The sequence below is a fragment of the Iningainema tapete BLCC-T55 genome (assembly GCF_014698965.1).
In the GTDB taxonomy this organism is placed as follows: domain Bacteria; phylum Cyanobacteriota; class Cyanobacteriia; order Cyanobacteriales; family Nostocaceae; genus Iningainema; species Iningainema tapete.
Map to the genome: position 1 here is coordinate 1 of NZ_JACXAE010000063.1, position 14,932 is coordinate 14,932.

Below are 14,932 nucleotides of genomic sequence, written 5' to 3' on the forward strand. Positions count from 1 at the left end.
GAGTTGTCGTTGTGAGAGACCATAACTCTACTACATCTGCCCTCTCTCTTCATCCTCTTTTTTTGGCAAAGGTATTGATCACAAGAAGTATATATAATTACCAATATCATTCTGAGTCAAATTTATTAAATCTGAACAGACAACTTAATCAACAAACGTCAAATGCTTTTGCGAAAAAAATCAATTCAATAGGCTTCTCGTGGAAGAAACCAAGAACTTATCTCCTGCTACCTTTAGTTAGCATAGCGATAGGAGTTTTGAGTGGTTGCCAAAGAGATTTATCTAGAGAGGTTAATCCTTCAGGAACTTCTTCTCCAACTCCAACAATTAATCAGACACAAAATCAAAGTGATCGCCCTCTGACACCAACTGCTGATGACCGCAACTTTGTAGTTGAAGTAGTCAAAAAAGTTTCGCCTGCGGTAGTTCAAATTAATACTTCCCGATCTATCAAAACTCAAGTACCACAACTGCCAGATGCGTTTAATGACCCATTCTTTAAACGGTTTTTTGGTGAAGCTATACCAATACAACCTCAAGAACGAGTTGTGCGCGGTGTTGGTTCTGGTTTTGTCATAGATTCTAATGGGCGAATTCTCACTAATGCTCACGTTGTTAACAATGCTGACACAGTTACAGTATCTTTTTCTGATGGTCGTACTTTTGAAGGTAAGGTATTGGGACAAGACTCTGTAAGTGATATTGCTGTCGTGCAAATTCCAGGCAATAATAACTTACCAACAGTGGAAATTGCAAATTCTGACTCAGTGCAGCCGGGACAGTGGGTAATTGCGATCGGTAATCCCTTGGGATTGCAACAAACAGTAACAGTAGGCGTTATTAGTGCTATAGACCGCTCCTTAAATCTTTCCACCAGACCCTCTAACTATATTCAAACCGATGCCGCAATTAATCCCGGAAACTCTGGCGGACCACTGCTAAATGCTCGCGGTCAAGTATTAGGAGTCAACACAGCAATTATCCAGGGTGCTGAAGGTATCGGCTTTGCCATTCCTATCGATAAGGCGCAAAGAATTGCCCAGCAGTTAATTACTGAAGGGAAAGTCGAATATCCTTACTTAGGTATCCAGATGCTACCCTTAACACCTGAAATTAAACAAAGAATCAACAATTATCCTAACAGTAACATTCGTATTGAAGCCGACCGAGGACTTCTGATTGCCAATGTAATTCCTGGTTCTCCAGCAGCCACAGCCGGATTGCGTGTAGGAGATGTCATCCAAGAAATTAACAACCAACCCGTTACTACTGCTGACGAAATTCTACAGATTCTTGACAAGAATGGCGTAGGTAGCAACTTGCAAATCGAAGTGCAGCGTAACGGACAGACTTTGCAATTCACTGTAAAACCTGAACCACTTCCACCTCAAACGAATACCAATTCCAATCAGTAGTATTAGAAAATAGAAATTCTTAAATACTGTAAATAACTATAGCTAAAAAGTAAGTATAGATAGTGGAGATATCGTGGATAAATTCCTACTTTAGTTGTGCAACGCTAAACTCAAGTAGTACTTTTAAAAAATTTTTAAAGTCTTCCACTAGTTTTCCACTATTAAGATTTAAGCTCTAGCTATGGGAAGTTTTTCATAACTCCTTTAAAAAATCGATCAGTTCAACCTTTTCTGATGCTTTACATTTAACCAGATTGAATAAAAAAATATTTAGAGAATCAAGTTAAACCCTTTTTTGCTGTATTTGCGGTTATCTACTTGTTACAATTGCTTAGTGTTATTGGATAAGCATGGAGGTTAAAAGTTCAAGCTATATGAGTTATGCAAATAAAAAATCAAAAGGATACATAGCATCTGTAGTTGGGGGACTCAGTGGTGCATTAACATTTATAGCGTTAGGACTTTTTCTAGCAGGGTTTTACTTGACTCAAATTGAACCCCTTACTCTCGCAACAACTTCTCTAATATTTAGCTTAATAATATGTGCAAGCTTGGGAGAAATGTTAGGTTGCTGGTTAATGCTTCGCTGGAGAAAGTATAAGTTAGCTAAACGTACAACCATACTTTTAGTTGTCTTAATTATTCCCAGTTGGTTGTTATTTTTGGGAATCATCTTTTTAACGCGATCGCTAATTTTTGCTGCATTGATAACACTGGTTATTTTGCCATTAATAGCTCGACTTTTAACTAATCATCCTGGCTACTTGGGGATTTTATCTAAAATTACCAATACTTTCGCTAAAAGACCATAGTAATAGCCTTTTGTTATGACTATTTCGACCAAACCCCTTTCTAATCGTATCGCTATAGTTTTCAATTAAAAATAACTCCATCATTGGAATGACGAAATTCTCTGCACAGTTAAATATCTCTCAAAGTAGGGTGTAACCATGTTACAAAAATTCGGCAACTTAATATATAATCATACAAAGGCTCCTCGTTGGATTCTCACAGTAACTGGAGTAGCACTGACTACAGGTTTATTATCTTGCCAACCACAGACCCCAGCCAACCAAGTCTCTATTACTGGTGCTGGAGCATCCTTTCCTAATCCCTTGTATCAAGCTTGGTTCAATGTGTATAACCAACAAAACCCAAATGTCAAAATTAACTACCAGTCTATAGGTAGTGGTGCTGGCGTTAATCAGTATCTAGAAGGAACTGTAGACTTCGGAGCTACCGATGCACCTCTAACAGAAAAAGAACGTCAAAAATTCCGAGCAAAATACAATGCTGAACCGATTCAAGTACCGTTAACGGGTGGTGCTGTCGTCTTTGCTTACAATTTAGGAGGTAATGTCAAAAATTTAAGGCTTTCACGCCAAGCCTACTGTGGCATTGTCCAGGGTGATATCAAAACATGGGACAATCCGCTGATTGCAAAGCAAAACCCCAACGTTAACCTACCCAATACTCCCATCACCTTTGTTCGTCGTGCTGACGGTAGCGGTACTACCTTCCTTTTTACCAATCACGTTAGTAAGGCTTGTCCCAACTGGAAGGCAGGTGTTGGTAAATCAATCAGCTGGCCTGTGGGTATCGGAGCTAAAGGCAATGAAGGGATAACAGCCCAAATTCAAAAAACTCAGGGAGCGATTGGCTATGTCGAGTATGCCTATGCCAGGGAAAATAACTTAAGCATGGCAACTCTAGAAAACAAGGCAGGTCAATTTGTACATCCATCACCAGAGTCCGCTGCAAGAGCCTTGGAAGGGCAGACAATTCCACACAACTTTGCTCTAGAAATTTCAGATCCTTCCAGACAGCAAGCCTATCCAATTGTCGGTCTAACTTGGCTGCTGTTGTATAACCAGTACAGTGATCCTGCCAAAGCAACTGCTCTGAAAAACTTTATTAATTGGGCACTGACTGAAGGTGATCAATACGCTTTACGGCTTGGATACATACCTATATCAAATGACCTTGCGCAAAGAGTGCAATCAACAGTTAGTGAAAAAATTGCAGCAAAGTGATCGCCTAGACTTAAACCCGAATTCTTGCAGGTGGAGAAGAATATGTCCTACAAGAGTTATAGATGATCATTTTTCCACGAGTTTTCCACTATCCCTATCTATCTTGAAAATATAACCAGTTCATTTAGCCTACAGTTAATGTCGTTCGTTTTGGAGAAATAATATGGCTCTTTACAAACTGGATGAATATTATCCCAACTATCAGAATGAAATTTTTGATGGTTATGAAATCAAAAATTTTGATGTTTATGCTCAAGATGATAAAGTTGGCTCTGTGACCAACATGATGATTGATGACGAAGGTCATTTTCGGTATTTCATTGTTGATACAGGCTTTTGGGTTTTTGGTAAGAAAGTATTGCTGCCTGTGGGAATGGCTCGTATTAATTACGACTATCAGCGGGTATATGTGCCTCTATTAACTAAACAGCAAGTGCAAGATTTACCCGAATTTACCGAAGATTTGGCGCTCAACAGAGATTATGAAGAACGAGTTAGAGGTGTTTATCGTCTTTATATGACAACACCGACAACAGGTTTTATTTATAGTGCTGATACCTATAACTATATGCACGAGCCTTACTTTTATGATCTCAACGATCAAAATCTCAGAATGTATGAAGAACGGTTCCGAGCAAGAACGAACCGTCGCAGAACATATATACTATAAACAGATTTGCCTTTGATTCCAGATTGATTAACTGGTTAATTAGACCTGTCCGAAATATAATCCAGCCGTAAAAAATGGTAAAAAGTCAAATTGACTTTCTACCAAAGCTATTCTGGTAACGACTTATGACGCGCTCTCCACATTCAGGAAATGAGCAGGATCAAAATCGTCCACGTAATCCTCGTTTAAGGCTCTTCCTATTAGGACGTACTAGTCTTATCTTATGTGTCATTCTGCTAGTTGCAATTGCTGGCGGTGCTTTGTGGTTGAGAAACTTTGTCTATCAAGATTTAGCGCCTTTAGTTGAGAGAAATCTTGAGCAGTTACTAGGAAGACCGATAAGAATAGGAAAAGTTGAGCGTTTTTCCCTAACTAGTCTTAGGTTTGGCTCCCTATCAATACCAGCAACCTCTACAGATCCAGATAGAGTGGCTGCAAAAGGCGTGGAAGTCCAGTTTTCCCCGTTGCAACTCCTCCTCACCCGGACTTTGGAATTAGATGTCACTCTCGTTCAGCCGGATGTTTATGTTAACCAGGATCAGCAAGGGCGCTGGGTAACTACTCAACTTAATACTGGAGAGGGAAGAGGTTTTATTCAAACTGAGTTAAGGACTCTTCGGCTTCAGAATGGTGATGTGGTATTAGATCCAATACCTAGAACAGGTAAACCGAATGGTGATGTGACGTTAGACTCTGTCAATGGGATTGCTCGAATTTCATCTCAAAATCAAGAGATTAGCTATCAAATTAGCGCTCAACCTACCAGAGGAGGCGTATTACAATTAACTGGAGATACGCAACTTAAAACACTGCAAACAAACCTCAAAGTCCAAGCGCAAAATGCACAAGCGGCTGACCTTAGTAGATTAGTTGAGTTGCCAATTATCTTGCAAGCGGGTCGCGTGGATGGTGATCTAACGCTTCAATACCAACCGACGGCTCAACCAGAAATCGCTTTGACAGGAACAGCTAACGTTAATCAGGTCACTGCTCAAATTCAAAATGTTCCACAAAAGTTCACTAATGCAAGTGGGAGATTAGTCTTCCAGGGTCAACAGGTTACTTTAGAGAATCTGAGCGCAAACTATGGCAAAGTTCCCTTTGTAGCAAATGGAACAGTCGGTACTCAAACAGGATTCAATGTCGTAGCTCAGACCAAACCAGTTAGCGCTAAAAATGCTGTAGACACGCTGAATGTCAATTTGCCAGTTCCAGTGGTGGGACAACTGCAAGCAAACATTAAGTTGACCGGATCTATTAAACAACCAGTTTTGAGCGGAACCGCTAGTACCACAAAACCCACTCAAATTGACCGCGTTCTCTTCAACGCTATCAGTAGTGCCTTTCGATTGAATATATCAGAGGCTGCGTCTCAACTTGCTGTGTCCAACCTGCAGTTAACCCCAGCCGCAGGGGGGCAAATCGTCGGGAACGGTCAAGTTCAACTGGGACGCAAACAAAGTAAGGTGAGTTTTGACTTTCAAGCCCAAGGTGTCCCAGCAGATGCGATCGCACAGAAATATGGTTTCTCAACCCCCATCACCATTGGTAATGTCACAGCCAATGCTCAAGTTACAGGCTCTATTGGTGGTGAACAGCCTCTGACGCTTACTCTGTCCAATGTTCAAGCGACTCCACCCGCCGGAGGACAAATTACCGCGAACGGTCAAGTTCAACTCTCACCCCAAGGTAACGTAGCGCTGAATATTCAAGCTCAGGGTTTACCAGCAAACGCCATCGCCAAAAGTTACGGCATTTCTGTTCCCATCAACATTGGTGCTGTCAGCGCTAACGCTAAAGTTTCCGGCTCTCTTGGCGGTACACAATTATTGGAAGTTGCCATTTCCAAAATTCAAGCGACTCCACCCGCCGGAGGACAAATTATGGCGAATGGTCAAGTTCAACTCTCACCCCAAGGTAGGGTATCATTGAACGTGCAAGCACAAAACCTCCCAGGAGACACCATTGCAAAAGCTTACAACACTTCACCTCCGATCAACATTGGCAATGTTTCTGCAAATGCCAAAGTGACTGGCACTCTGGGTAACCTGCGAGCAGTAGCCTCTGTGAAAGCACCTGAAGCTTTTTACCCTACCACTGGACAAGTTGTCATCGCTCAACAGGGGGATAATATTCTCTTCCAAAATGCTGTTGTGAACCTTGCAGGTGGTACAGTTACTGCTAAAGGTCAGGTTGGACAAGGACGTTGGCAAGCTTTCGTGGACGCCGAACAGATAAAATTAAGTCGTTTCGCCCAGATACCACCGCAGTTCCAAGGAGTCTTAAGCAGTGAGTTGAACTTGTCGGGAACCACCACTTCCTTCCAACCCGAAACCATCCAAGCCACAGGACAGGCAAACATAAAAAATGTAGCGAGAGGCACAGTCAAACTCAGCAATATTACTTTAAATAATGGGCGTTGGCAAGCGATCGCAAATGTTTCCCAACTTGAACTTAACCGGATTTCCGCTCAGTTGCGGGGACAACTTAGCACCAATCTGCGTGTAGCAGGAACGACAGAATCATTTCAGCTTTCGGATCTCAGAGCCGCAGGACAAGTACGCTTTTCACAGTTAGCGCTGCTCGAGCAACCACTCACAGCCCAAATCCGGTGGAATGGACAGCAGATTATTGTTGAAAGCGCAACTGCCCCAGGACTGAGCGCTGATGGTACAATTGCCCTTCAAGTCCCAGAAACAGGAACACCGCAAATCGCTGGGTTCAACTTAGATGTACAAGCTCAGGGTTACAACCTCAAACAGATTCCCGTCAACTTTCCTGGTAACGTAGCTCTAGCAGGGTTGTTAGACTTTAATGGACAAGTCACAGGTACCCCAACTTCTCCTAATGCTCAAGGAAACATCCGGCTGCAAAATCTCAATCTTAATGGCTTGGCATTTGACCCGTTACTAACTGGTAGTGTAAATTTTCAGGGAGGACAAGGAACAGAGCTGCAACTTGCAGGTACTCAAGACCTGATTGCAGTTAACCTCGGTTCCGATTATCGCCCAAATTCATTTTTGGTTCGACGTGATGGATCTGTAGCAACTGGTAGAGCAGAGGGAGAAAACTTACTTGTCAACGTGCAAAACTTTGACGTGGCGCTTCTGGAAAACTTCATTCCAGGCAATAATCCCAATTTACAACCTCTCGCTGGACAAATATCCGGGGATTTAGCGATTAATTTAGACCAGTTTACAGTTGTAGGAGACGTAGCGATCGCCCAACCTAGAGTTGGTAGAGCCACAGCAAATGAATTCCGAGGGCGGATCAATTTTGCCAATGGCATTGCAACCTTAACCAATGGGGAGTTGCTTCTAGATGATAGCCGCATATCCCTAAGTGGAAACTTACAAACTGGAGACAACCCCCAATTTCAAACCCAAATTAGTTTTGACTCTGCCAGAATCCAGAAAATATTACAAGCATTCAACATCTTTGGTTATCAAGACCTTTATTCCGGATTGCAGACTCCGGAATTGGGGGGAGCAGAAGTACTTCAAACAAAGCCTATCAGTCTACCCAATGCAGATTTGCTCACCCAATTGGAGTTTTTCGAGAAAATCGAAAACCGGGTAGCACAACAGCGCACACAGCGTGAAGTAACGCAGAGATTGCCAACACTTGCAGAATTACAGGGGAATCTTACCGGACAAATTGAGGTAACAGGCTCGTTACAAACAGGGTTAAATGCAGACTTTAATCTTCAAAGCGCCAACGCGCAATGGGGAGAATACACGATTGAACAATTTATAGCTAGAGGGACTTATGCAGATGGTATCGTCACACTGTTACCCCTGCGTGTTAATTTAGAACAAGGACTTCTAGCTTTCACAGGACAGTTAGGAAGTCAAGAACTATCCGGACAGGTGCGCGCTTCTTATCTACCTCTATCATTATTACAGCCTTTTATAGAAAGATACCCAGTTGATGTCACAGGTCAGGTAAATGCTGTCGCCACCCTGGGAGGAAGTTTAGAAGACCCCCAAGCAATAGGGGAAGTGACGTTGGTGGATGCAACTATAAACAAGCAACCCGTGCAGACAGGAGAATTGAGCTTCAACTATAACGATACTCGTTTCAATTTTGCCAGTACGGTATTAGTCACAGGTACACAGCCACTGGAAATCCAAGGAAGCGTACCTCTTGCCTTGCCGAGCGCTGACACGCAGCCAGATAGCAATCAAATTAGCATCACAGCCAACGTGCAAGATGAGGGCTTAGGGCTGTTAAATGTATTTACCGATCAAGTTACTTGGGTAAATGGTAATGGACAACTGAATGTAGAAGTTGGCGGTACCTTAAACCAACCGATTATCTCAGGAAATGCCACAGTCCAAAATGCAACTTTGCAAGCCGCTGCGCTAACTGAACCATTAACAGATGTGACAGGAACGCTGCAATTTAATGGCAATAGGGTGGTAGTAGAAGGCCTTCAAGGGGAATACAATCAGGGTCAATTAACTGCGCAGGGAGTCATCCCCATTTATGCAACACCTCAAGCACAACAAGAAGCCGCCAATAATCCCCTCACAGTATCGCTACAAAACCTGGATTTGCAAGTACAGGAGTTGTATCAAGGCGACGTTAGTGGTAATGTTGTAATTGGGGGAACAGTATTTAACGCAGAAATTGGCGGAGAGATTCGTTTGAGTGATGGTCAAGTCAAGATTGGACAAAACGCTAATACCCGTACATCAGCAACCACAGCCCCTGAGGGGAGCAGGGGAGCAGGTAGTTCAACCAGAAGCGCTGCAACTACAACCGCCCGCTCACCTATACCCATAGACTTTGAAAATTTACGGCTTGTTCTAGGCGATGATGTTCGGATCACGACTCAGCCCTTATTTGGAGACTTTGTCCCAGGAGGCGACCTCCTGAGTGAGTCCATACTTAGCTTTGAAACAAAAGGCGACCTGACCATCAATGGCACATTAGCTAATCCCCGCCCTCAAGGAGTCATCCGTCTCACAGGAGGACAAGTCAACTTATTTACCACTCAGTTTACCTTAGCGCGGGGCTATGAACACACCGCAGTGTTTACTCCTAGTGGAGGACTCAACCCAGTTTTGGATGTCCGACTTGTAGCATTTGTACCAGAGACGACTGGAGGGTTAGCGACTGGAAACCGTATTCAAAGCTCTCCTTTTTCTGCCGACATTAGTGATATTCCAGCCATAACCAGCTTAGGTACTTTACAAACCGTTCGCGTTGAAGCCAGAGTGACAGGAGCCGCTAGTGAATTGACTGACAATCTGGAATTTACTAGTGAACCAAGACGCAGTGAATCAGAAATTATTGCGCTGTTGGGCGGTTCAATTATTAATACTTTAGGTCAAGCAGACTCAGCATTGGGAATTGCTACCATCGCTGGTTCTACTCTGTTCAGTGGTTTGCAGGGAAACATTAGTGCAATAGGACAGGCGATCGGCTTTAGTGCCTTCCGTATCTATCCCACCACTGTCGCCAACGAATCATCCAGGGCTTCGGTTCTGAGTTTAGCCGCAGAGGGTGTGTTTGATATCACTGAGAATTTCTCTGTCTCCCTATCACGGGTTTTTCTAACTAATGAGTCTTTCCGTTACGGTTTGCTCTATCGAGTCAACGACGAAATTCTGATGCGAGGCTCTACCGATTTGGAAGACGAAAGTAGATTGGAAATTCAGTATGAGACACAGTTTTAGGTGAAGGATGGCGATCGCATTGAATATGCTAGGAGGGTAACTAGCCACCTGGGTTATTAATTGACCAATAACGAGCTTGGATTGTTGAATAGACACCATAGGCAATTAGACCCAAAGCCACTACACCTAAAATCCATGCTCCAAAAGGTTGCTGTGCTAGAATTGTTAGTACTCCATCAAGTCCTTTAGTTTTGCTAGCTTCAGATAAACGTGCTGCTTGAATCAAGAAAATGCCAATGATGCCAAAAACAACACCACGGGAAGCAATGCCAAATCTGCCTGCAAATGTTGCCCAAATTCTCTGAGTGGATGTCATTTCGTGCAGTTTTAATTTGCGTCGAAACTTCCCTTCGTATGCTTCGTAAACATAATAAGCACCAACACCTATTACAATGGCTCCAACCAATCCCACCAGCCATTGCCCAAAGGGTTGAATAAGCAGTAGTGAGGTCCAATCCTCAATCAAACTGCTTTCACCGCCATCTGAACCCATAATCAATTTTACAGATGTTACAGCCAAACCTGCATAGGCAAAAGCACTAAAAGCATAGCCAAGGCGTTGGGCTATTAATTTTGCATTCATTTCACGTCCAACGTGTTCGGGGTCAAGAATGCTCTGTAACAAACGCCAAAGTGCGTACCCAATCAACCCAAGGGCAACGATACTCAGTAGAAATTTTCCAAAAGGCTGGGTAACAATCGTCTTCAGTGCACCACTAGTACCCGTAGTTCTACCACCAGAACCAAATGCTTTAAGTGCTGCTAGCAAGCCGACTACAAAATAAACTACGCCTTTTGCTGCATAGCCTAGTCTTGCCAGTCGCTCAACCCAAGGATGAGAAACAACTTGCTGAACTGGCTGTTTAATATTCTCAGGCAATTGATCGCGTGGTGTCATGATTTTTACTGTTTCATTTGTGCTATCTCATTTTTTGAATACGGTTCCTCCGGCTTATCAGCCGTTCTTCATAGGTTCTGAGATTGCGATCGCCCAAATCGTAAAAGTAAGGCTCTTGCAAATAATTGTAGGTGCCGGGGTTATAAGAAAACTGACTCAGAGTTGTTGTTCCTACTAACGGGCGATAAACTCCTCTCACTCGCTCCTCATAATCATTGTCGAGTGCCAAATTTTCAGTGAATTCGGGTAAATTTTTTACTTGCTCTTTAGTCAATCCTAGAACATACAATCGTTTATCATCATAATTTAGGCGAGCCAAACCAACTGGAAGCAATACTTTTTTGCCCAAAATCCAGAAGCCTGTATCAATAATGAAATAACGGAAACGACCATCATTTTCATCAACTAGCACGTTGGTAACTGAGCCAACCTTGTCATCATCGGCATAAACATCAAAGTTTTTGATGTCATAACCATCAAAAATGTCATTAGCGTAGTTGGGATCGTATTCATCAAGTTTGTACAAAGCCATGTTTTTCCTTTGCTAATTACTATTATTTATTACGTTCAAGTCCAAACATTTTGAGATTAAGCTTTAATAGTGGAAAACTAGTGGAAAATGCCATTAATCTTTGATAATTAGTGTCTCAGTATATTTCTTTAGTAGCATTTTTAAGAAAGCACAGTAATTCTCCACCAGTTTTTCACAATTTAGGGTTAAGCTGTAAATATTAATGATTTGAATTGTCAACTAATTTCTCTGCCAGTTGAAAAATAACGAGTGATTGTTGAGCTATTGGGTAATTGTTCGTAGTAGCTTAGAAAAGCAAATGCCGCAATTCGTTAGTTAATTTTCTTGTGTTGCATTAAAGAGGATTTAACCATCATGTTTGTTAAAATTGCGAAGTTTCTTCGCACCAATCTCATGTCAATTGGCGTAATTAAGGAGCAAAAAGATTTAATTTCACGGTCTAACCAAGGAGCAAGTTGAAAACCTACCTAACTTTGAACACTTAGAAAAGGTTGAGTACAACTATGTTAAATATTTTTTCTAAATTTCACTTTCACCGTCGCTTTTCTTCCCCTTTTTTGTCGCTTTTGATGGCATTTGGTATTGTTATCACTTCGGCTGAAGCATCCCTAGCAATTCCCTGGTTGGAATTACTACTGCAAGGCGCACGAGTCGTTCAATTGTATAACATTTCTGCTCAAGAAGAAGTTCAACTTGGCAAACAGATTAATCAACAATTAATTAGTAGCGGTCAAATACAAATTTACCGCAATCAAGAAGCTAATCGTTATGTGAATCAAATCGGTCAGCGCTTGGCTGCAAATAGTACCCGTCCCAATATTCCCTACACATTCCAAGTAGTTCGAGATGACAGTATCAATGCCTTTGCAACTGCAGGAGGCTATATCTATGTTACCACTGGTTTCACCAGTGGCAGGCAAAATAATGCTACCACAATAGCAGGTACACCTCGAGCCAAACTGGGTAGTCGAGACAGTGATAAAAACAGGATAAATCCAGCCATGCCAACAAGCGCACGTCTGCTCCACGGTACAAGAAACGGGTTTTTGTAAGGTTCGTGAGTCCGCCGTTTTTTCATGGTTGGTGGAAATTGTCTTGACAATAATCTGGTAGTGATTTGTAAAGATTGAACTTACCTTGATTTCAGATTACTGTGCTGTCAAACACCTCGATTCTATCTAAAGAATGATATAGAAAGCTTATTTATATATCAGTCTTTAAGTGGTTTTTTTTAATGATTAATACACAGTTAATCTGAAATAATTAAAGAACAGCACAACTGCTGGAAATAGCAAAAAATGGAGGCACTATTGTGCGTTTAGGGCAATTGCTCGGTTTTCTAGCTATTGTTATATCTCTTTACATTATCTGGCAAATTAGGCAAATACTTTTGGTAGTATTTGCAGCTGTAGTCTTGGCTACAGTATTAAACCAACTTGTGCAATTTCTCCAAAAATTGCGGATCAAGCGAGGCATTGCCGTTGCCATCTCAGTTTTGTTTGTACTGGGGATTGTCGGAGGCTTTTTGGCACTGATTGTGCCGCGTCTTGTTGACCAATTGCAACAATTCAGTGACTTTGGTCCTGCGGCATTACAAAGGATGCGTTCGTGGAATAACTGGCTACAAAATGTGATTCCAGACCAATTGATAGACAATATCCGTGGTCTTAAATATCTCACTCAAGGTTTGCAATCTTGGTTAAATCAGCTAATTAACAACTTCTTTACCTGGGTTAGTAGCTCGCTTACCATTGTTTTGACATTGTTGTTATTCATTGCTTTAACCGTCATGCTCTTAACAAATCCCTCACCATACCGAGGTGGTTTTGTACTGCTATTTCCTGCCTTTTACCGTCGGCGAGTTGATGAAATTCTTTGTGAGTGTGAAACTTCTTTAGTTGGTTGGTTTAAAGGCACGCTAATTACAATGTTCATCATCGCTTGTTTAAGCTATATTGGACTATTACTTTTACGGGTGCCACTACCACTTGTTAATGCAGTTTTGGCTGGTTTATTAGAGTTTATTCCTAATATTGGTCCGACCTTAAGTGTGATTCCACCAACACTGCTTGCTTTACTTGATGCACCTTGGAAAGCAGCGGCAGTGATAGCGTTATACTTTGGAATTCAGCAGATTGAAAGCCTGATTGTCGTGCCTTTGATTATGGAAAATCAGGTATCTTTGCTGCCAGCAGTTACCATATTAGCAGTGGTAGTTTTCGCCAACTTTTTCGGTTTCTTAGGTTTATTCCTGGCTATTCCATTAGTGATTGTGCTACAAATTTGGATTAAAGAAGTTGTAGTCAAAGATGTACTTAACAATTGGCGAGGTCAGGAAAAAGAAAGCCGGATGCAAGATGCATTAAATGTGCGAGATGGTAAAGATAATTCATAGGTAAAAATGAGTTTTGGGAAATTGTCAACGGATAACTTTGCTTACCAGCAAATCTTGTCCACCAAGCAACTTGTCTTCATCCAACGTGAATGCGTTCGGGCTTCTGATGTCTTCAACTTCACCTGTTACCGCTAGTGTTTTGCCGTAGTATTGCCTGGGGTTTGTAGTAATTTCACCTGGTTTGGGTGCTAGTGCAATCGATTGTGCAACAATCGCGGGTTTATTCTCGTACTCTACATACAATTTTGGATCTAAACCCAAGTTGTAATCTCGATTAATCTCTGCAACCGCAAGTTTGCGCACTGGACCGGTAACTTGAATCGGTGTATTTGAGTCAGCAGGCAGAACAAAAGGTTTGCCTGAAGCGTTTACAACTAATATAGGTTCACTGCCAAAGAATTGCTGATCGCTGATCGTGAAGGTCGATGGAGCAATTTTCCTAATCGGTTGACTTCTAACGGTAACTGTTTTACCAAGAAGTTGGTTTGTATTATCGGCAACTTCCTCTGCGGTGACATTGCTTTCTGGCGAACCTGGAGCGCGTGCTTCTAAGTTGTTGGTACAAGCGGGAAGTATTACAGCCGCCAGCGCTAGAGCAATAAATCCCTTGGAACTCCATAGTTTGTGGATAAAGCTGCTACTTTGAAAAAGTCTATTCAACATTGCAAAATCTCCTTAAATTCGCTTTACTTGCTTATTGCTCTACCCACTCTAGTAACCCAAGAGAAGTAACTCCACCAAAAAAGTGAGCACCAATCATATTGACATTTGCTAGCATGACAAAAAGATCTAGCGAACGAATGACATGTTCTGGGTTATAAACTGCTACTCCTTGAGGTTGGGCTAGAGCTTTTGCTAGTACCACGACAACGGTTACTTCCGAGCCAACAAAAGCTATTAATAGTCCTACCAAACTAACGATTAACCCAAGGCGTAAAACTTTGATTATGTCTTCTTTCTTGGGATGTATTGCTGAATTTGGTGTTTGTAAACGTTTGGCTAAAATTCTGTAGCGCCAAGCCCAATAGACTCGGAAACACAACAATAAAATGCCAACAATAGCTAAAAATATGCCAAACCCAATGCCTGAATTATTCGTTTGAGCAGTGAGGTTACGGCTAAAGAACGCAAACAATAAAGCGATGCCAGAAACACTACCTAGCGCTAACTGTATCCAAAAGCTAAATCGACTGACTACGCCGAAGGTGGCGGCAAATTCTTTTTTAGACGGCGGATGCGAGAAAGGTTCCAAATTATTCAACATATACCCCCTGAGATGGTATAATTAAAATATTTGATGCTCAG

At 42.0% G+C, this 14,932-nt stretch carries 11 protein-coding genes; 7 read left to right on the plus strand and 4 right to left on the minus strand.

Translation table 11 applies throughout. The annotated features are described in order from the left end of the window. The first annotated feature begins 179 nt into the window (after nucleotides 1–179). The 5 genes from ICL16_RS18390 (at nucleotide 180) to ICL16_RS18410 (ending at nucleotide 9,802) form a co-directional block, all read left to right on the plus strand. Nucleotides 180–1,415: an HhoA/HhoB/HtrA family serine endopeptidase gene (locus ICL16_RS18390; protein ID WP_337907081.1), complete on the plus strand. Its 1,236-nt coding sequence runs from the start codon at nucleotides 180–182 to the stop codon at nucleotides 1,413–1,415. Nucleotides 1,416–1,789: 374 nt separating this feature from the next. Further along, the gene (locus ICL16_RS18395) at nucleotides 1,790–2,227 is read left to right on the plus strand and encodes a hypothetical protein (RefSeq protein ID WP_190830427.1); all 438 of its coding nucleotides are present in this window, start codon (nucleotides 1,790–1,792) and stop codon (nucleotides 2,225–2,227) included. Nucleotides 2,228–2,365: 138 nt separating this feature from the next. After that, nucleotides 2,366–3,448, plus strand: a complete 1,083-nt coding sequence (gene pstS, locus ICL16_RS18400; protein WP_190830429.1) for a phosphate ABC transporter substrate-binding protein PstS — start codon at nucleotides 2,366–2,368, stop codon at nucleotides 3,446–3,448. A gap of 163 nt (nucleotides 3,449–3,611) precedes the next feature. Beyond that, entirely contained in the window at nucleotides 3,612–4,118 is a 507-nt protein-coding gene (locus ICL16_RS18405; protein WP_190830431.1) for a PRC-barrel domain-containing protein, read from the plus strand. Between the two features lie 125 nt (nucleotides 4,119–4,243). Next, nucleotides 4,244–9,802 carry a translocation/assembly module TamB domain-containing protein gene (locus ICL16_RS18410; protein WP_190830434.1) on the plus strand — a complete coding sequence of 1,853 codons (5,559 nt, stop codon included), beginning with the start codon at nucleotides 4,244–4,246 and terminating at the stop codon, nucleotides 9,800–9,802. 40 nt (nucleotides 9,803–9,842) lie between these two features. Here the strand turns inward: ICL16_RS18410 and ICL16_RS18415 are convergent, their stop codons facing one another. Both ICL16_RS18415 and ICL16_RS18420 read right to left on the minus strand, forming a co-directional pair. Continuing rightward, on the minus strand, nucleotides 9,843–10,700 hold the full coding sequence (locus ICL16_RS18415) for a DUF1206 domain-containing protein (protein ID WP_190830436.1): 858 nt from the start codon (nucleotides 10,698–10,700) through the stop codon (nucleotides 9,843–9,845). 22 nt (nucleotides 10,701–10,722) lie between these two features. After that, on the minus strand, nucleotides 10,723–11,232 hold the full coding sequence (locus ICL16_RS18420) for a PRC-barrel domain-containing protein (protein WP_190830439.1): 510 nt from the start codon (nucleotides 11,230–11,232) through the stop codon (nucleotides 10,723–10,725). Between the two features lie 503 nt (nucleotides 11,233–11,735). Here ICL16_RS18420 and ICL16_RS18425 point away from each other — a divergent pair. Both ICL16_RS18425 and ICL16_RS18430 read left to right on the plus strand, forming a co-directional pair. Continuing rightward, nucleotides 11,736–12,284 carry a M48 family metalloprotease gene (locus tag ICL16_RS18425; RefSeq protein WP_190830441.1) on the plus strand — a complete coding sequence of 183 codons (549 nt, stop codon included), beginning with the start codon at nucleotides 11,736–11,738 and terminating at the stop codon, nucleotides 12,282–12,284. 260 nt (nucleotides 12,285–12,544) lie between these two features. After that, entirely contained in the window at nucleotides 12,545–13,627 is a 1,083-nt protein-coding gene (locus ICL16_RS18430; protein ID WP_190830443.1) for an AI-2E family transporter, read from the plus strand. A gap of 24 nt (nucleotides 13,628–13,651) precedes the next feature. On the opposite strand, the gene ICL16_RS18435 is transcribed toward ICL16_RS18430, so the two are convergent. Both ICL16_RS18435 and ICL16_RS18440 read right to left on the minus strand, forming a co-directional pair. Continuing rightward, entirely contained in the window at nucleotides 13,652–14,290 is a 639-nt protein-coding gene (locus tag ICL16_RS18435; RefSeq protein ID WP_238360831.1) for a Rossmann-fold NAD(P)-binding domain-containing protein, read from the minus strand. A gap of 31 nt (nucleotides 14,291–14,321) precedes the next feature. Next, on the minus strand, nucleotides 14,322–14,891 hold the full coding sequence (locus ICL16_RS18440; protein WP_190830445.1) for a DUF3611 family protein: 570 nt from the start codon (nucleotides 14,889–14,891) through the stop codon (nucleotides 14,322–14,324). Nucleotides 14,892–14,932: the final 41 nt, after the last annotated feature.